17 protein-coding genes, 1 tRNA gene and 1 pseudogene are annotated in these 17,042 nt (G+C 72.7%); 13 read left to right on the forward strand and 6 right to left on the reverse strand.

The genetic code is table 11. The features are described 5' to 3' along the window. From dnaK to VGP36_00600, 3 genes are all read right to left on the reverse strand, one after another. Window positions 1-1,136 (reverse strand): molecular chaperone DnaK (gene dnaK, locus VGP36_00590; protein HEV7653223.1); only part of this gene is annotated, 1,136 nt, incomplete at its 3' end. A 121-nt stretch (window positions 1,137-1,257) separates the two neighbouring features. Next, window positions 1,258-2,610 carry a HAMP domain-containing sensor histidine kinase gene (locus VGP36_00595; protein HEV7653224.1) on the reverse strand — a complete coding sequence of 451 codons (1,353 nt, stop codon included), beginning with the start codon at window positions 2,608-2,610 and terminating at the stop codon, window positions 1,258-1,260. Then, window positions 2,607-3,281, reverse strand: a complete 675-nt coding sequence (locus VGP36_00600; protein HEV7653225.1) for a response regulator transcription factor — start codon at window positions 3,279-3,281, stop codon at window positions 2,607-2,609. Before VGP36_00600 ends, VGP36_00595 begins: the two co-directional genes overlap by 4 nt. A 70-nt stretch (window positions 3,282-3,351) precedes the next feature. On the opposite strand from VGP36_00600, the gene VGP36_00605 reads away from it, so the two are divergent. From VGP36_00605 to VGP36_00650, 10 genes and pseudogenes are all read left to right on the forward strand, one after another. Then, on the forward strand, window positions 3,352-3,969 hold the full coding sequence (locus VGP36_00605) for a hypothetical protein (protein ID HEV7653226.1): 618 nt from the start codon (window positions 3,352-3,354) through the stop codon (window positions 3,967-3,969). Window positions 3,970-4,080: 111 nt separating this feature from the next. Beyond that, window positions 4,081-4,590, forward strand: a complete 510-nt coding sequence (locus VGP36_00610; protein ID HEV7653227.1) for a hypothetical protein — start codon at window positions 4,081-4,083, stop codon at window positions 4,588-4,590. A gap of 18 nt (window positions 4,591-4,608) precedes the next feature. Next, window positions 4,609-5,745 (forward strand): histidine kinase, encoded by a 1,137-nt coding sequence (locus VGP36_00615; GenBank protein HEV7653228.1) that lies wholly within the window; start codon window positions 4,609-4,611, stop codon window positions 5,743-5,745. Between the two features lie 94 nt (window positions 5,746-5,839). Beyond that, window positions 5,840-6,487 (forward strand): response regulator transcription factor, encoded by a 648-nt coding sequence (locus VGP36_00620; GenBank protein HEV7653229.1) that lies wholly within the window; start codon window positions 5,840-5,842, stop codon window positions 6,485-6,487. Between the two features lie 31 nt (window positions 6,488-6,518). After that, the gene (locus tag VGP36_00625) at window positions 6,519-7,205 is read left to right on the forward strand and encodes a TIGR00266 family protein (protein HEV7653230.1); all 687 of its coding nucleotides are present in this window, start codon (window positions 6,519-6,521) and stop codon (window positions 7,203-7,205) included. A gap of 10 nt (window positions 7,206-7,215) precedes the next feature. Next, window positions 7,216-8,067 (forward strand): LLM class flavin-dependent oxidoreductase, encoded by an 852-nt coding sequence (locus VGP36_00630; protein ID HEV7653231.1) that lies wholly within the window; start codon window positions 7,216-7,218, stop codon window positions 8,065-8,067. Window positions 8,068-8,197: 130 nt separating this feature from the next. Next, window positions 8,198-10,438, forward strand: a pseudogene (locus tag VGP36_00635) (heterodisulfide reductase-related iron-sulfur binding cluster). A 57-nt stretch (window positions 10,439-10,495) separates the two neighbouring features. Further along, window positions 10,496-11,056: a hypothetical protein gene (locus VGP36_00640; protein ID HEV7653232.1), complete on the forward strand. Its 561-nt coding sequence runs from the start codon at window positions 10,496-10,498 to the stop codon at window positions 11,054-11,056. An 88-nt stretch (window positions 11,057-11,144) separates the two neighbouring features. Beyond that, window positions 11,145-14,279 (forward strand): S8 family serine peptidase, encoded by a 3,135-nt coding sequence (locus VGP36_00645; protein ID HEV7653233.1) that lies wholly within the window; start codon window positions 11,145-11,147, stop codon window positions 14,277-14,279. Between the two features lie 66 nt (window positions 14,280-14,345). After that, entirely contained in the window at window positions 14,346-14,690 is a 345-nt protein-coding gene (locus VGP36_00650; protein HEV7653234.1) for a YciI family protein, read from the forward strand. 6 nt (window positions 14,691-14,696) lie between these two features. Here VGP36_00650 and dcd read toward each other — a convergent pair whose 3' ends face one another. Beyond that, window positions 14,697-15,272: a dCTP deaminase gene (gene dcd, locus VGP36_00655; GenBank protein HEV7653235.1), complete on the reverse strand. Its 576-nt coding sequence runs from the start codon at window positions 15,270-15,272 to the stop codon at window positions 14,697-14,699. A 93-nt stretch (window positions 15,273-15,365) separates the two neighbouring features. Here dcd and VGP36_00660 point away from each other — a divergent pair. Next, window positions 15,366-15,436 (forward strand) — tRNA-Gly (locus VGP36_00660). An 18-nt stretch (window positions 15,437-15,454) separates the two neighbouring features. On the opposite strand, the gene VGP36_00665 is transcribed toward VGP36_00660, so the two are convergent. Then, on the reverse strand, window positions 15,455-15,847 hold the full coding sequence (locus VGP36_00665) for a hypothetical protein (GenBank protein HEV7653236.1): 393 nt from the start codon (window positions 15,845-15,847) through the stop codon (window positions 15,455-15,457). Here VGP36_00665 and VGP36_00670 point away from each other — a divergent pair. Together VGP36_00670 and VGP36_00675 are read left to right on the forward strand one after the other, a co-directional pair. Then, window positions 15,822-16,337, forward strand: coding sequence for a hypothetical protein (locus tag VGP36_00670; protein ID HEV7653237.1), 516 nt, complete (start codon window positions 15,822-15,824; stop codon window positions 16,335-16,337). The genes VGP36_00665 and VGP36_00670 overlap by 26 nt on opposite strands. 60 nt (window positions 16,338-16,397) lie before the next feature. Continuing rightward, window positions 16,398-16,565, forward strand: coding sequence for a hypothetical protein (locus tag VGP36_00675; protein HEV7653238.1), 168 nt, complete (start codon window positions 16,398-16,400; stop codon window positions 16,563-16,565). Between the two features lie 37 nt (window positions 16,566-16,602). On the opposite strand, the gene VGP36_00680 is transcribed toward VGP36_00675, so the two are convergent. Further along, window positions 16,603-16,935 (reverse strand): alpha/beta hydrolase, encoded by a 333-nt coding sequence (locus VGP36_00680; protein ID HEV7653239.1) that lies wholly within the window; start codon window positions 16,933-16,935, stop codon window positions 16,603-16,605. Between the last annotated feature and the right edge of the window lie 107 nt (window positions 16,936-17,042).

Genomic DNA, 17,042 nt, shown 5'->3' on the forward strand with positions numbered 1-17,042 from the left:
CCGCCCTTGGTCTCGATGCCGAGGGACAGCGGGGTGACGTCGAGCAGCAGGACGTCCTTGACCTCGCCCTTGAGCACGCCGGCCTGCAGGGCCGCGCCGACGGCGACGACCTCGTCCGGGTTGACGCCCTTGTTGGGCTCCCGGCCGCCGGTCAGCTCGCGGACGACGTCGGTGACGGCCGGCATCCGGGTGGAGCCGCCGACCAGCACGACGTGGTCGACCTTGCTGATGTCGATCTTAGAGTCGCGGATGACCTGCTGGAACGGGCCCTTGGTCCGGTCGAGCAGGGACTGGGTCAGCCGCTGGAACTCCGAGCGCGACAGCGTCACGTCCAGGTGCAGCGGGCCGTCCGCACCCGCGGTGATGTACGGCAGGTTGATGCTCGTCGACTGCGCGCCGGACAGCTCGATCTTCGCCTTCTCCGCGGCCTCCTGCAGCCGCTGCATCGCCATCTTGTCCTTGGACAGGTCGATGCCGTTCTGCGCGTTGAACTTCTGCACCAGCCAGGCCACGACGGCCTGGTCCCAGTCGTCGCCGCCGAGGTGGTTGTCACCCGCGGTCGCCCGGACCTGGATCAGGCCCTCCTCGATCTCCAGCAGGGACACGTCGAAGGTGCCGCCACCGAGGTCGAAGACCAGGATGGTCTGCTCCTTGTCGCCCTTGTCCAGCCCGTACGCCAGGGCGGCGGCGGTCGGCTCGTTGATGATCCGCAGCACGTTGAGGCCCGCGATCGCGCCGGCCTCCTTGGTGGCCTGCCGCTGGGCGTCCTCGAAGTACGCCGGGACGGTGACCACCGCGTCGGTGACCTCCTCGCCCAGGTACGCCTCCGCGTCCCGCTTGAGCTTCTGCAGCACGCGGGCGCTGATCTCCTGCGGGGTGTAGTTCTTGCCGTCGATCTCCTGCTTCCAGTCGGTGCCGATGTGGCGCTTGACCGACCGGACGGTCCGATCCACGTTCGTGACAGCCTGGCGCTTGGCGACCTCGCCGACCAGGATCTCACCGTTCTTGGCGAAGGCGACCACGGACGGCGTGGTCCGCGAGCCCTCCGCGTTGGCGATGACCGTGGGCTCGCCGCCCTCCAGGACGGCCACCACCGAGTTCGTGGTGCCGAGGTCGATGCCGACCGCTCGTGCCATTATTGGTCCCTTCCCGATGTACGTAGTGGAGCAGCAGAGCTGAGCGTACCCAACTCAAGCTTTCTGCTCACACCAACGGGGACCCCCTATTGGATGTTCCCCGGCCGGGACCCTTTCCGGGCTAGCCGACCGGCGGAAGGACCAAGGAACCTTCTGGGGCCGGGATCCGCAGCACGAACCGCGCCCCGGCCGCCGCGTCCTCGCAGGTCAGATCGCCACCGTGGGCGCGGGCGACGGCCCGGGCGATCGGCAGCCCGAGCCCGTTGCCGCCCGGCCCGGTCTCCAGCCGGACGAACCGCTCGAAGACCCGGTCCCGGTCGGCCGGCGGCACGCCGGGGCCGTCGTCGGTGACCTCGACCCAGACCTGACCGGCCTCCCGCCGTACGGACAGCAGGACGTGGGTGCCCTCCCGGCGGGCGTTGTCGGCCAGGTTGGTCAGCACCCGGGTCAGCTGTTCGGCGTCCCCGGTGACCGGCGCCGGACCGGCCGCCCAGGTCCGCACGTCCGCCCCGAGCAGCCGCTGCGAACCGGCCACGTCGGCGGCCAGCGCCGTCAGGTCGACCGGCTGCCGGCGCAGCTCGGCGGCCGGGTCGGTGCCGTCGAGCCGGGCCATCAGCAGCAGGTCGTCGACCAGCCGGCCGGCCCGGCGGGCCTCCCGCACCATCGCCACCAGCCGGCGCTCCCGCTCGGCCCGGCCCGGGTCGTCGCGCAGCAGCGAGTCCGCGGTCGCGATCACCCCGGCCACCGGCGTCCGGAGGTCGTGCGAGGCGTCCGCGACGAACGCGCGCATCCGCAGCTCCGAGGCCTCCAGCGCGTCCAGCATCCCGTCCAGGGCGACCGCCGTCCGGCCCAGGTCGGTGCCCGCCCGGGTCGGGCGCAGCCGCTCGCCGCGGCTGCCGGCGGCGATCCGGCCGGCCACCGCGGCCATCCGGGTCAGCGGGGCCAGCGCGCCCGAGACCACCTTGGTCAGCAGCAGCCCGGTGACCGCGAGCATCCCGGCCCCGGCGATCCACTCGACCGTCCGGAGCTGGCCGAGCGTGTGCACGATCTCGCCGTCGTCGGCCGACAGCGTGAGCGTGCCCGGGGTCAGCGGCAGCGTCGCGGTCAGCACGCCGTTCTGGGTCGTCACCGCCACGGCCGAGGTGTCGGTCCCGGGCCGGGGTGGGCGCGGGCCCGGGCGGCCGCCGCCACCACCGAACGGCGGGAAGTTGCGGCCGTACACCTCGGCGCTGCCGTCCCGGACCACCGCGGTGATGCCCTGGCCGGTGAGCCGGTCGGCCAGGTCCTGGTCGGTGTAGCCGCGGCCGGCCAGCAGCTGGGCGAAGCCGGCCCGCTCGGTCAGCCGGTCCCGCAGGTCGGCGTGCAGCCGGGCCGCCAGCACGGCGTTGACCAGCAGCCCGAGCCCGACCAGGGCGACGGTCATCAGCCCCAGCACCGCGACGACCACCCGCAACCGCAGCGACGGGGTCCTCATGCTCTTGCCTCGACCCGGTAGCCGACGCCGCGGACGGTGTGGACCAGGCGGGGTCCGTGCGCCTCCAGCTTGCGGCGCAGCGCGCTGACGTGCGCCTCGACCAGGTTGGGGTCGAACTCGTCGTACCCCCAGACCTGGGTCAGGATCTGCGTCTTGGACAGCACCCGCCCCCGGTTGCGGACCAGGTACGACAGCAGCCGCAGCTCGGTCGCGGTCAGCGGCACCACCTCGCCGGCCACCGCGACCCGGCCCGCGTCCTCGTCCAGCACGAGCGGCCCCACCTCCACCGTCGGCGACACCAGCCGGCCGGTCCGCCGCAGCACCGCCCGCAGCCGGGCCACCAGCTCGGCCAGCACGAACGGCTTGACCAGGTAGTCGTCCGCGCCGACGGCGAAGCCGGCCAGCCGGTCGGCGACCGCGTCCCGCGCGGTCACGAACAGCACCGCCGCCTCGCCGAGCTCGCGCAGCCGCCGGGCCAGCGCGAGCCCGTCCGGGCCGGGCAGGCTGATGTCCAGGACCGCCGCGTCCGGCCGGAACCGGGCCACCGCGGCGTCCAGGTCACGGCCGTCGGCGGCGGCGAGCACGACGAAGCCGGCCGCTTCCAGGGCGGCCGCGACCGCGTCCCGGAGGGCCGGTTCGTCCTCGACGACCAGGACGCGGGCAGCGGTCACCCTTCGGAGTGTCCGGCCGGTGGCTGTGGGTTTGCTGAACTTCAGCCCGTCTTCAGGTAGGAGGCGCAGCGTGGACCGCGTGAACCCAGAAAACCCTGACTACGTCTCCGGCCCCGCCGGACCACCGTACGGATCCCCGCCGCCGCGCCGGACCGGGCGGCGGCTGGCGCTGGCGGGCGTCGCGGCCGTGGTGCTCGCGGTCGGCGGCGTCGCCGTGGCCCAGGCCGCCACCTCCAGCGCGCCGTCCCCGTCCGCGAGCCCGTCACCCGGCTCGTCGGCCTCGCCCGGTGCGCCGGAGCGCGGTCCGCGCGACCGCTCCCCGTTCCTGGCCGGCACGGTCGTGTCGGCGTCCGGCGGCACGATCACGGTCACCGACTTCCAGGGCTTCCAGCGGACCATCCACACCTCGTCCTCGACCACGTACTCCGACGGGCTGACCGCGACCCCGGCCGCCGGCACCAAGATCGTCGCCGAGGGCACGGTCGACTCGGACAAGACATCGCTCGAGGCGACCAAGGTCGGCAAGCTGCCGGACCGGGCCGAGGGCGGCCCCGGCCGCGGCTTCCCGGGCGGCCCCCGCGGGCGGCACCACGACGGCGACAAGGACGGCCCGTCCGGCTCGGCCACCCCGTCGCCGGGCACGCCGTCGCCCAGCAGCCCCTCGCCGAGCCCGAGCGCGACGAGCTGACCCTTCTCCGCCCGAGGCCGCGGCGTCTCCACCCCAGGGTGGAGACGCCGCGGTCGCACGTTCCACCTCTCACCCGATTCGCGTCGTCGTCCGCGACGGCACCGTCGGAGCATGACCACGAACGAGTACCTCCTCAACGTCGCGCTCCTCGTCTGGATCCTCTGGTCCAACCTGGGCACGCACCGGCTGACCCCGCGCCGGGTGCTGCTGCCGATGGCGATCGCCGCCGTCGTCGGCGGGTCGTACCTGCGCGGCACCCCGACCGGCGGCAACGACCTGGCGCTGGAGCTGGTGGGCCTCGGCGCCGGCGCCGCGCTCGGCATCGTGGCCGCGCTGCTGGTCCGGGTCCGCCGGACCACCGAGGGCGTGCTGACCACGGCGGGCGCCCCGTTCGCGCTGCTCTGGATCGTCGTGATCGGCGGCCGGATGCTGTTCGCGTACGGCAGTGACCACTGGTTCGGCGACGCGATCGTCCGGTTCTCCCTCGACCACCGGATCACCGCCGCCGGCGCCTGGACCGCGGCGTTCGTACTGATGGCGCTGGCCATGATCGTGACCCGGGTGGCGATCACCGGGGTGGCCGCCGCCCGCGCGCGCAGCGAGCTCGCCCTCGCGGCGTAAGGAAATACAGTGCCGGTCATGCGGACGAGGTCGGTCGACCCCCAGCAGCTGCTGGTGGTCGCCGGCCTGGTCGCGGCGGTCGCGATCGTCGTCTCGTCGCTGTTCGCCGGCCTGCCGTCCGGCACCACCCGGGCCACCGCGACCGTCGCGCTGACCGTCCTCGGGCTCGGGCTGTGGGCGGTGGTGCTCCGGCGCCGGGTCCGCGCCGTCCCGATCCGGGCCGCCTGCCTGGTCGGCACCGGGCTGTGCGGCGCCGCCCTCGACCTGCTCCGGCCGGCCGGGCCCGGCTTCATCCTGGCGTACATGGCGGTGGCCGCGGTCGCCGTCGCGCTGCCCCGCCGGGTCGCGCTCGGCTGCGGGGCGGTGGTGCTGACCGCGGCCGCGAGCGCGGAGGCGTACGAGTCGGACCATCCGGTCGGCGCGGCGCTGACGCTGGTCTCCGGCGGCGCCTTCTTCTTCGTCTGCGCGACGCTGGCCGCGATCAGCCGGGACGCCCGGGCCCAGGCCGAGGCGCTGGTCGCGCAGGAGGCCGCCACCCGCGGCGCCCGGGAGGAGGCGGCCCGGCTGGCCGAGCGCGGCCGGCTGGCCCGGGAGCTGCACGACGTGCTCGCGCACACGCTGTCCGGGCTGGCCGTCCAGCTCGAGGGCGCCCGCCTGCTGGCCGCGAAGACGGACGCCGACCCGCGGCTGACCGCGCAGATCGACGGCGCCGGCAAGCTCGCCCGCGACGGCATGGCCAGTGCCCGCAACGCCATCGACACCCTGCGCGGCCAGCTGCTGCCCGGGCCGGCGGACCTGCCGGCGCTGATCGAGCAGGCCGGCCTCCCGGTCCGGTACGAGGTGACCGGCGAGCCCCGCCCACTGCCGGCCGACGCCGCGCTGGCGGTCTACCGGACCGTGCAGGAAGCGCTGACCAACGCGACCAGGTACGGCGGGACCGGGGTCAAGGCGACCGTCGCCCTGCGCTGGTCCCCGTCCGAGGTCGTCGCCGAGGTCGTCGACGCCGGCGGCGACCGGGTGCCGGCCGACCTGCCCTCCGGCGGGTACGGCCTGGCCGGGCTGGCCGAGCGGGCCGCGCTGGCCGGCGGCCGGGTCGACGCCGGCCCGACCGCCGACGGCTGGCGCGTCACCATCACCCTGCCGGTGCCGGCGTGATCCGGGTACCGGTCGCCGACGACCGTCGCCGCACCGTCGCCCCCGCCGGTGCCCGCGTGATCCGGGCCCGGGTCGCCGACCTGCCGGTGCCGGCGTGATCCGGGTCCTGGTCGCCGACGACCAGAAGGTCGTACGGGACGGGCTGGCGCTGATGCTCGGCCTGCTCGACGGCATCGAGGTGATCGGCACCGCGATCGACGGCGCCGACGCCGTCCGGCAGGCCGTCGCCGCGGACCCGGACGTGGTGCTGATGGACCTCAACATGCCGACGATGGACGGCGTGGAGGCGACCCGGGCGCTGGCGGCGAAGGGGGTCCGGGCCCGGGTCGTGGTGCTCACGACGTACTCCGACGACGACTGGGTGTTCCGGGCCCTGCAGGCCGGCGCCCGCGGCTTCCTCACCAAGGACGCCGGCGCGGAGGAGATCCGGCAGGCGATCGCGGCGGTCGCGGCCGGCGACGCCCAGCTCGACCCGTCCGTGCAGCGCCGGCTGCTGGACGCGCTGACCGCCGGCGCCCGCATCGGCGTGCCGGACCGACCGGCGGACGGCCTCACCGCCCGCGAGGAGGAGGTCCTGGCCGTGGTGGCCGAGGGCCTGTCCAACGCCGAGGTCGCCGCCCGCCTGCACGTCTCCGAGGCCACCGTGAAGACCCACGTCCACCACCTGCTGACCAAGACCGGCGCCCGCGACCGCGCCGCCCTCGTCACCTACGCCTTCCGCACCGGCCGTGCGGGAGGATGACCCTGTCTTTGCCGAGGGAGGGAGACCCCAGGTGCAGGTCCAGGTACGACATCAGCCGTCGTTCGCGGTCGCCCGGTGCCTGCTCGCGCCGGGGGAGCCGGTCCGGGTCGAATCGGGGGCGATGCTCGCGACCTCCTGGGGCGTGCAGCTCGAGGCGTCGATGCAGGGCGGCATGTTCGGCGGGCTCAAGCGGGCCGCCCTCGGTGGGGAGTCGCTGTTCGTCACCACGTACACGGCCCCGCAGGGCGGCGGCTGGGTCGATGTCGCGGCCAACCTGCCCGGCGACGTCGTCACGGTGAGCGTGACCCCGGAGCGGCCGTTCTTCATCACCCGCGGCTGCTGGATCGCCAACTCGCACGGCGTGGAGATCCAGACCCGCTGGGGCGGCGCGCAGAACCTGTTCGGCGGCGAGGGCGGCTTCGTCATCCAGGCCACCGGGCAGGGCGACGTCGTGCTCGGCGCGTACGGCGCGGTCGACACGCTCGACCTCGCGCCCGGCGAGGCCGTCACGGTCGACTCCGGCCACGTGGTCGCGTACGACGCGGGCGTCCAAACCCGGCTCCGCCGCGCAGTCGAGGGCCGCTCGATCCAGTCGCTGACGTCCGGCGAGGGCTTCGTCTTCGACTTCGCCGGCCCGGGCCGCGTCATGATCCAGGCCCGCAACCCCCGCGCCCTGGTCGAGTGGCTGACGAACGAGCTCCCGTTCTCCCGCAACTAATGTGGCAGGCATGGACATCGGTATCGGACTGCCCACACCCCTGCGGGTCGACGGACCGGCGGTCGCCGCCTGGGCCCGCCGGGCCGAGGAGCGCGGCTTCAGCGCGCTCGCCACGATCGATCGGCTCGTCTACCCGAACTACGACTCGCTGACGGCGCTGGCCGCGGCGGCCGGGGCGACGAGCCGGATCGGCCTGTTCACCGACATCCTGCTGGCCCCGGCGTACCAGCCGATGTGGCTGACCAAGGTGACCGGCAGCCTGCATGCGCTCTCCGGCGGCCGGCTCACCCTCGGCCTCGGCGTCGGCGGGCGGGAGGACGACTTCGTCGCCGCCGACCGGCCGTACGAGGAACGTGGCCGGTTGATGGACGAGACGCTGGAGATCCTGCACCGGGGCTGGGCCGGCGAGCCGGTCGCGGGCGGCGAGTTCGCGATCACCCCGGAGGTCCCGGGCGGGCGGGTGCCGATCCTGGTCGGCGGCAACGGCAAGGCCGCGATCCGGCGCACGCTCCGCTGGGGCGCGGGCTGGACCATCGGCGGGGCGTCGCCGCAGCAGGCGGCCGAGCCCGCGGCGGCGATCCGGCAGGCCTGGAAGGAGGCCGGCCGGGACGGCGAGCCGCGGCTGGCGGCGCTGACCTACTTCGGGTTCGGCGACGACGAGGCCCTCGCCACCGCGCTCCGCACCTACTACGGCTTCCTCGGCGACGTGGCCGAGTACGTCGTGCAGAACGCCGTCCGGACACCGGCCGAGGCCAAGCAGCGGGCCCGGGACTTCGCCGACGCCGGCTTCACCGAGCTCATGTTCGACCCGACCCTGGCCGACCCGGACCAGGTCGACCGGCTCGCGGACGCGGTCCTCTAGCCCGGTGTGATGCGGGACGCTGCCTACGCCGGGGCGGCGCTCCGACGTGGGAGGCTCCGGCGGAGGCCCGTCAGGCGAAGCAAGTTACTCGCCGGTAGAGTCGGGCTTCCCCAGGTTGGAGGAGGGGTCCGTGATTGTTCGCCTGGTCCTCGGGCTGCTGTTCACCGTGGTCGCGTTCGCGGTGGCCGGTCGCCGGGTCTGGTGGCTGAGCCGGCTGATCCGGCTCGGTCAGCCCGCGCCCGGACGGATGGACGGGGTCCCGGCCCGGTTGCGGGTCGAGGTCGCGGAGGTCTTCGGCCAGCGCAAGCTGCTGAAGTGGTCCGTCCCCGGGATCGCGCACTTCTTCACGTTCTGGGGCTTCATCGTCCTGATCCTGACGATCATCGAGGCCTGGGGCGGGCTGTTCGAGCGCGACTTCCACATCCCGCTGGTCGGCCGCTGGCGTGCGGTCGGCTTCCTGGAGGACTTCTTCGCCGTCGCCGTACTGGCCGGCATCGTCACGTTCGCGATCCTGCGGGTCCGCAACGCGCCGGCCCGGCAGGAGCGGCGCTCCCGGTTCTACGGCTCCCACACCCGGGCCGCCTGGGTCATCCTCGGGATGATCTCGCTGGTCGTGATCACGCTGCTGCTCTACCGGGGCGCGCAGGTCAACACCGGCAACTTCCCGTTCGGGACCTCGAAATGGGCGTTCGCCTCGTGGGCGGTCGGCAAGGCGCTGCACCCGCTCGGCACCGACGCGAACGACGTGATCGAGACGGTGTTCCTGCTCGGCAACGTCGCGGTGATCCTCGGGTTCCTGGTCATCGTCGTGTACTCCAAGCACCTGCACATCGCGCTCGCGCCGCTGAACGTCGGCGCCAAGCGGGTCCCGGACGGGCTCGGCCCGCTGCTGCCGGTCACCGACAACACCGGCAAGCCGATCGACTTCTCCGACGCCGAGAATCTCGACGAGGACCAGGTGTTCGGTCGCGGCAAGGTCGAGGACTTCACCTGGAAGGGCATGCTCGACTTCGCGACCTGCACCGAGTGCGGGCGCTGCCAGTCGCAGTGCCCGGCCTGGAACACCGGCAAGCCGCTGTCGCCCAAGCTCGTGATCATGGACCTGCGCGACCACCTCTTCGCCAAGGCGCCCTATCTCCTCGCCACCAACGCGGATGGCGCGGCCACCGGCGCGGCCCCGGCCTCCGGCGCGGTCTCGGGTGCCGGGGGCAAGGCCGCGACCGGGATCGACGAGGGCGGACCGGAGTCGGCCGAGCACGGCGCCTCCCACGGCGGCGTACCCGAGTCGGGGTTCGGTCGGCTGAGCACCCCGGGCGCGCCGCAGGCGGAGCGCCCGCTGGTCGGCACCGCCGAGGAGTTCGGCGTGATCGACCCGGACGTCCTGTGGTCCTGTACGACCTGTGGCGCCTGCGTCGAGCAGTGCCCGGTCGACATCGAGCACGTCGACCACATCGTCGACATGCGCCGCTACCAGGTCCTGGTCGAGTCCTCGTTCCCGTCCGAGGCCGGCGTGATGCTGCGCAACATCGAGAACAAGGGCAATCCCTGGGGCCTGTCCGAGCGGTCCCGCGAGGAGTGGACCGACGGCCTGGACTTCGAGGTACGCCGGGTCGAGGCCGGACAGGCGATCCCGGACGAGGTCGAGTACCTGTTCTGGGTCGGCTGCGCCGGCGCCCTGGAGGACCGGTCGAAGAAGGTCACCCGCGCGTTCGCGGAGCTGCTGAACATCGCCGGGGTCGAGTTCGCGATCCTCGGCGCCGGCGAGACCTGCACCGGCGACCCGGCCCGGCGGCTCGGCAACGAGTTCCTGTTCCAGATGCAGGCCACGCAGAACGTCGAGACGCTCAACTCGATCGGCGCCAGGAAGATCGTCGCGACCTGCCCGCACTGCTTCAACACGCTGGCCAACGAATACCCGCAGAACGACGGGAACTACGAGGTCGTGCACCACACGCAGCTGCTGAGCACGCTGGTCGCCGAGGGCCGGCTGACCCCGGTCAAGCCGCTGGACCAGCTCGTCACGTACCACGACCCCTGCTACCTCGGCCGGCACAACAAGGTCTACACGCCGCCGCGCGAGGTCCTGTCCACCGTCCCCGGCCTGCGCCAGCAGGAGATGCACCGGTGCAAGGAGCGCGGCTTCTGCTGCGGCGCCGGCGGCGCCCGGATGTGGATGGAGGAGAAGATCGGCAAGCGGATCAACGTCGAGCGGATCGACGAGGCGCTGGCCCTGGACCCGGACGTGGTGTCGACCGCCTGCCCGTACTGCATGGTCATGCTGACCGACGCGGTCACGGCCAAGCAGCAGGCCGGCGAGGCCCGCGAGGACGTCGAGGTGCTCGACGTCGCCCAGATCCTGCGCCGTTCCCTGGCGGCGCCCGCGCCCGTGGCCGAGTAGGCAGAACGGTGGGGGTGGCACACTGACGCCATGGTCCTGCTGCCACCGGACGGCACCGGGCGCCACGATCCCGGCAAGGAGGAGGCGGCCCGCCGCCAGCGCGCCCGCTTCGCCCGGGACATCGGCGACGAGGAGGGCCAGGCCTGGGCCCACCAGCCCAAGCGCAAGCGCAGCAAGCTGACCATCGGCACCACCATCGTCTTCCTGGTCTTCATCGTGGGCGGCGCGCTCCCGCTGCTGCTGCACCAGGGCGACGGGCAGCTCCTGCAGGCCAACTGCGACACGGCCGCGGTGGAGGCCGGCCCGACCCGGACCAAGCTCGGCACCGACTTCGCCTGGCAGGTCGCCGGCCCCCGCACCGGTCCGTACGCGGTGGTGCTGGACGCCTCCACCGTGACCGGTCCGGCCACCGGCCCGCTGACCATCGACACCGGCCGGATCCTGGCCGGGCCGATCGACCTGCCGGACTGCCGTTCGGCCCAGACGGTCACCGACGGCCCGGGCACGGCGGGCGATCACGTGGTGACACTCTTCAGACGTTCGGGCACCGGCTGGGAACGCGTAGCCGTCACGTCGCTGAATGTGTCTTAGCAGGTCATGGTCGGGTTGACGGTCTTGCGCAGATGCAAGACGAATGCGAGGGTGACCCCCACTCCCAAGTCCCCGTCAAGGAGCGTTCATGCCCTCACGCACGAGGAAGGCGAAGCTGCTCGGCCTCGCCTTCGGTGCGGCGGCGCTGCCCGGCCTGGTCCTGGCGACCGCCGGTAGCGCCGTTGCCGCACCAGGGTCGCCCAGTGGTGCGCGACCGCAGCCCGTCCCCGCCGCGCTGAAGTCCGTGGACACCGCGGGCTCGCTCGCCCCCGCGCTGAAGAACGCGAAGGGCACCGTCACGGTGTCGGTCGCGCTCTCCCAGAAGGCCGTCGGCGCCACGGTCGCCGAGGACTCGCTGAAGACGGGCGGCCTCCCCACGAAGGCCGCCCAGCAGTCCCAGAGCTCGGCCGTGAAGTCGCAGCAGGACCAGGTCATCGGCAAGGCCAAGGGCCTGGGCGCCAAGACGCTCGGCCGGGCCGGCAAGGCCGCCAACGTGGTCGCGATGTCGATCCCGGCCGGCAAGCTGGCCGACCTGAGCAAGATCGCCGGCGTCGTGTCGGTGAAGCCGGTCGCGAAGTACGAGGTGCACGAGGACCCGGGCGGCTCCGGCAGCCTGGCCCAGGCCGCGGACTACCTGCAGGCCACCTCCGTACGTGACCAGGGCATCGACGGGACCGGGGTGAAGGTCGGCGTCATCGACTCCGGCATCGACTACACCCACGCGAACCTCGGCGGCCCCGGTACGGCGGACGCCTACAACACCTGCGAGGCCGGCAACACCGCCGCGCCGACCGGGCTCTGCGCGACCCTCTTCGGGCCGACGGCGCCCAAGGTCAAGGGCGGCACCGACTTCATCGGTGAGAACTGGCCGAACACCGACCTGCAGCCCGACCCGAACCCGCTCGATGCCGAGGGTCACGGCACGCACGTCTCCGACATCATCGGCGGCCGCAGCGCGGACGGCACCCACAAGGGCATCGCCCCGGGCGTCGACCTGTACGCGTTGAAGGTCTGCTCCTCGGTCTCGACCTCGTGCTCCGGGGTCGGCATCCTCGAGGCGATCGACTGGGCGATGGACCCCAACGGCGACGGCGACATCTCCGACGCCCTGGACATCATCAACCTGTCCCTGGGCAGCTCGTACGGCCAGGAGCAGGACGACTCCACCGTCGCGATCGACAACGCGGTCCGCGCCGGCATCGTCGCGGTCATCTCCGCGGGCAACGAGGCGGACCGGCCGTTCATCGTCGGCTCCCCGTCCACCGCCGCCCGGGCGATCAGCGTGGCCCAGACCGCGCTGCCGGACGACAAGCTGCAGACGATCGCCACCGACAAGGGCATCACGGTCCGCAACTCCAAGCTGCAGACCTGGTCCCCGTCGCCGACGGCGACGATCACCGCCCCGCTGGCCACGCCGAGCGACCCGATCGGGTGCGCGGCGGCCGACTTCGCCGACTTCCCGGACGGCGCGGTGGCGCTGATCGCCCGCGGCACCTGCAACGCCTCGCTGAAGGCGCAGAACGCGCAGGACGCCGGTGCGTCCGCGGTGATCATCTACAACAACGTGCCGGGTGACCCGCCGGACTTCTCGTTCGGTGGCGGCGACCCGGTGACCATCCCGACGTACACGACCTCGCAGGCTGACGGCCAGGCCCTGGCCGCCGCCGTCGCGGCCGGTGCCGTCACGGTCACCATCGACCCGGCGAACACCACGTCGCTGACCAACACGGTCGTCGGCACCTCCAGCCGTGGCCCGGCCATCTCCGGCATCCGCGCCAAGCCCGACATCGGCGCCCCCGGCGCCTGGCTGTCGGCCGAGGTCGGCACCGGCGACGGCATGACCAACTTCGGCGGTACGTCGGGTGCGGCTCCGGTCGTCTCCGGCGCGGCGGCGCTGATCCTCGACAAGTTCCCGCAGACCACGCCCGCGATCGTCAAGGCGCGGCTGCTCAACGGGGCCAGCACCGAGAACCGGACGCCGGACGCGCAGGCGAACCTCTATCCGACCCCGGTCACCCGGGTCGGCGCCGGTGAGGTCCGCATCGCCCCCGCGGTCAACGCGACCGGCGTGCTGCTGAACAAGGCGCTCGGGTCCGGCAACGTGGGCCTCGGCCTGCCGCACCTGACCAAGACGACGTCGTTCACCGCGGCGCTGTCGATCCGGAACACCGGCACGACGGCGAAGAAGTACGACCTCACGCCGACCTTCCGGGACCCGGCCGAGGCCAACACCGCGGTCAAGGTCGACGCTCCGAACTCGGTCACCGTGCCGGCCAAGGGCGTCACCGCGTTCACCGTCAAGGTCGAGATCGACCCGAAGAAGCTGGCGGAGTGGCCGTTCACGCACGCGGCCGGCTTCACCGGTGACGGCTCCGAGCTCAACGCCCCGGAGTTCGACGGTCTGATCAAGGCCGTGTCGGGCGCCGAGACGCTGCACCTGGGCTGGACGGTGCTGCCGGAGCGTTCGGCCGACGTGTCCACCACGGGCTCGGTCAAGGCCGGCCAGAAGCTCACGCTGACCAACGCCTCCCAGGCGCTGGACGGCGCCGCACAGGTCTTCGGCCTCACGGGCACCAGCCCGAAGATGCCGACGCCGGCTCCGGGGACCCCGGGCTCGCCCGGCTCGAACCAGGCCGTGATCGACCTGCAGGCCGCCGGCGTGCGGGACGACGTGAACACCGACGTCGTCCAGTTCGCGGTGGCGGGCTGGCAGCGGCAGACCGTGCCGCTGTACCCGGCCGGCTACGAGATCGACCTCGACACCAACCGCGACGGCACCGCCGACTTCGCGGTGTTCCAGCAGGAGGCGGTCGGCTTCGGCTCCTCCGGCCAGAGCATCGTCGTCGTCACCAACATCGCGACCGGTGACTCGTCGTCGTTCTTCTTCACCGACGCGAACTTCGACTCCGCGACCCAGGTCCTCTCCGCGCCGCTGTCGGCGCTGGGCCTGACCCGCGGCTCGACGTTCGACTTCTCGGTGCTGGCGTTCGACAACTACTTCTCCGGCGTCGTCTCCGACGTGATCGACGGTCAGACCTGGACCGTCGGGTCGAAGAAGTTCGCGCTGCAGGGCGGGGCCGACGAGGTGTCGGTGCCGGCCGGTGGCAAGACCGCACTGACGGTGTCCCGCAACGCCACGGCGGGCGAGACCACGTCCACCGGTCTGCTGTTCCTGTACGACAACGCCGCGACCCGCGACGCGCAGGCCGTGCGCGTGAGCTAGTCGCTGAAGTTCCACTGAGGGGCCCGGACCGGTCACGGTCCGGGCCCCTCTCTTTCTGGAGGTTCCGTGCGCTTCGCGCTGCTGATGTACGCCGACCCGGACCGCACCCTGGCCATGACCGCGTCCGAGCTGGAGACGGTCATGGCCAAGCACACGACGCTGGGCGAGGAGCTGATCGCCTCGGGCGAGCTGGTCGGCGGCGACGGGCTCGCGCTCCCGGCGGACACGGTGACGCTGCGGGAAGAGGGCTCGTCCGTCGGCCCGCTCGTGCCCGGCGTCGAGCACCTGACGGCGTACTACCTCGTGGAGTGCGCCGACCAGGATCGGGCCGTGGCGATCGGGGACCAGCTGCTGGACTTCCACGTGACCGCGGTCGAGGTCCGCGGCATCCACGACACCGTGTCCTCCTAGCCGCTTTTACGTGGGCCAGCGCTGGAAGTTGACCCAGGAGCGGGACGGGGTCGGCCCGCGCTGCCCCTGGTAGCGCGACCCGTACGCGGCCGACCCGTACGGCTGCTCGGCCGGGCTGGAGAGCGCGAACAGGCAGAGCTGCCCGATCTTCATCCCCGGGTGCAGGATGATCGGCAGGGTCGCCACGTTGGACAGCTCCAGCGTGATGTGCCCGGTGAAGCCGGGGTCGATGAAGCCGGCGGTGCTGTGGGTCAGCAGCCCGAGCCGGCCCAGAGAGCTCTTGCCTTCCAGCCGGCCCGCGAGGTCGTCCGGCAGCGTGACCACCTCGAGCGTCGACCCGAGCACGAACTCCCCGGGATGCAGCACGAACGGGTCGTCGCCCTTCGGCTCGACCAGCGTGGTCAGGTCGTCCTGCTGCTGCGCCGGGTCGATGTGCGTGTACTGCTGGTTGTTGAACACCCGGAACCACCGGTCCAGCCGCACGTCGATGCTCGAGGGCTGCAACAGGCTCGGCTCGTACGGCGCGACCCCCAGCCGCCCCGCCGCCACCTGCGCCTTGATGTCCCGATCCGAGAGCAGCACTCAGGCCTCCAGGGGCCGGTCGTCGGCGACGTACATCCTCGGGTGCGGCACCCGGCCACCCTACGACGCTGGTAGTCTCGTCACCGCATCGCTGCGGGTGTAGTTCAATGGCAGAACATCAGCTTCCCAAGCTGACAGTGAGGGTTCGATTCCCTTCACCCGCTCTCCATTTCCCGCCCAGGTCAGCCCTTCTGAGGCGCGCGGTCGGGGGCGACTCCGGTGCGGAGGGCGTCGAAGAGCTCCTCGAAGCGCGCGCGGTGGTCGTCCACGACGGCGTCCGGTGACTCGCCGGCGATGAGACGGCGGGCCGTTGCGACCATCACGGTGGCGTAGCCGGCGATGAAGAAGGCCGCGAGCAGCGGCCCGTCGCCGATGAAGGCGGGGTCGCGGTCGAGTTCCTCGGCGAGCGCCTGCTGGAGGGTGAAGGCGATCTCGCGGGCCCCGGCGAGGAGCGCGGGCGACGCGGCGACGGTCTGGAAGAACGGGAGGGACCGCGGGTCGGCGCTGCAGCTCGACCGGGGCTGGTCGCCCGGGCTCGCCGCCATCGGGATGCTGCCGCAGGTCGTCGTCCTCATCGCGGGTGGCGCGTTCGTCAGCCCGTTCGTGCGGCGGGTCGGTCTCGAGCGGGCCGCCTGGCTCAGCTCGCTGGCGGTCGTGGCCGGGCTCGCCGTCTACGGCCTGCTCAACCGTTTCGGGTACGTCTGGGTCGCGCTCGCGCTCGTGCTGGTCGCCGCCGGGTTGCGCGTGGTCGGCGTCGTCGCCGGGACCAACGTGCTGCGCGGTCTGCCGGAGAACCGGACCACGATCGGCGCCGCGCTGGTCGACACGGCCTCCGAGGTCACCTCCGGCGTCGGCATCGCGGTCACCGGGACCATCCTCGCGGCGCTGTTCACCGGCACCATCGCGTCGTCGGACTGGACCACGCAGCAGACCGCGCAGTTCGAATCGGCGATCACCATCGCCGGCCTCACGTTGACGGTCCTCGCCGGAGCGCTCGTCGCGTACGGATTCCTCCGCTCGCGCCGCCTCGCCCCGGCCCCCGTCGAGGAGCCGATCCCCGCCTAGCTCCGGCGGCGGGGACGGCGTACGTCTCGCGCCGACGGCGCGGTCAGTCACACTAGAAAGATGGCCAAGCCTCTGATCCGGCAGCCGGCGTACGTGGCGGCGTGGGTGTTGCTGATCGTCGGCTTCGGGTTCGCGATCGTCAATCTGTACGCCGTCGCGGCGGTGCTGTTCATCCTCGTGGTGTTCTTCTTCGTCATGTCCGTGAAGCAGGCCCGCGAGGGACGCTGAGCAGAGAGACGCCGGACACGAGGGCGCACACGCCGTCTCACATCTCGAGGAACGCGCGGACCTCGGTGACGAAACGCACCGGGAGCTCGACGTTGATCAGGTGCCCCGAGCCAGCAAGGACGCTGAGAGACGCGCGGGGGATGCCGTCGGCCAACGCTCGGGCGTCGGACAGGGGCACCAACCGGTCCTCGTCGCCGGCGAGCACGAGCGTCGGAGCAGCAATCCTCGCCAGCTCCGCGCGCCCGTCGAAGTTCCGCTGAGCCTGGTACGCCGCCAACCAGCCGGCCGGCGGCTCCTCGTCCTCCGAAGGAGGCGTCTCCGACCAACCCGAGTTCGCCGGATCGGACAGGAACCCGACGGAGAACAGCACCGCCCAGACCGTGCAGCAACACGACCGCCGGACCGGAACCCTCGCTGCTCCAAAGCACCGGATCCCGACGAAGAGGCACAGTGGGAGCCTAAGGTCCGGAAAGCTCA

It is taken from the genome of Mycobacteriales bacterium (genome assembly GCA_035995165.1).
Classification (GTDB): domain Bacteria; phylum Actinomycetota; class Actinomycetes; order Mycobacteriales; family CADCTP01; genus CADCTP01.

Coding starts and splice junctions, on each gene's coding strand:
- VGP36_00595 (HEV7653224.1), bottom strand. CDS start 2,610: ATGAGGACCCCGTCGCTGCGGTTGCGGGTGGTCGTCGCGGTGCTGGGG.
- VGP36_00610 (HEV7653227.1), top strand. CDS start 4,081: ATGACCACGAACGAGTACCTCCTCAACGTCGCGCTCCTCGTCTGGATC.
- VGP36_00615 (HEV7653228.1), top strand. CDS start 4,609: ATGCGGACGAGGTCGGTCGACCCCCAGCAGCTGCTGGTGGTCGCCGGC.
- VGP36_00630 (HEV7653231.1), top strand. CDS start 7,216: ATGGACATCGGTATCGGACTGCCCACACCCCTGCGGGTCGACGGACCG.
- VGP36_00640 (HEV7653232.1), top strand. CDS start 10,496: ATGGTCCTGCTGCCACCGGACGGCACCGGGCGCCACGATCCCGGCAAG.
- VGP36_00645 (HEV7653233.1), top strand. CDS start 11,145: ATGCCCTCACGCACGAGGAAGGCGAAGCTGCTCGGCCTCGCCTTCGGT.
- VGP36_00670 (HEV7653237.1), top strand. CDS start 15,822: ATGCTGCCGCAGGTCGTCGTCCTCATCGCGGGTGGCGCGTTCGTCAGC.
- VGP36_00665 (HEV7653236.1), bottom strand. CDS start 15,847: ATGAGGACGACGACCTGCGGCAGCATCCCGATGGCGGCGAGCCCGGGC.
- VGP36_00675 (HEV7653238.1), top strand. CDS start 16,398: ATGGCCAAGCCTCTGATCCGGCAGCCGGCGTACGTGGCGGCGTGGGTG.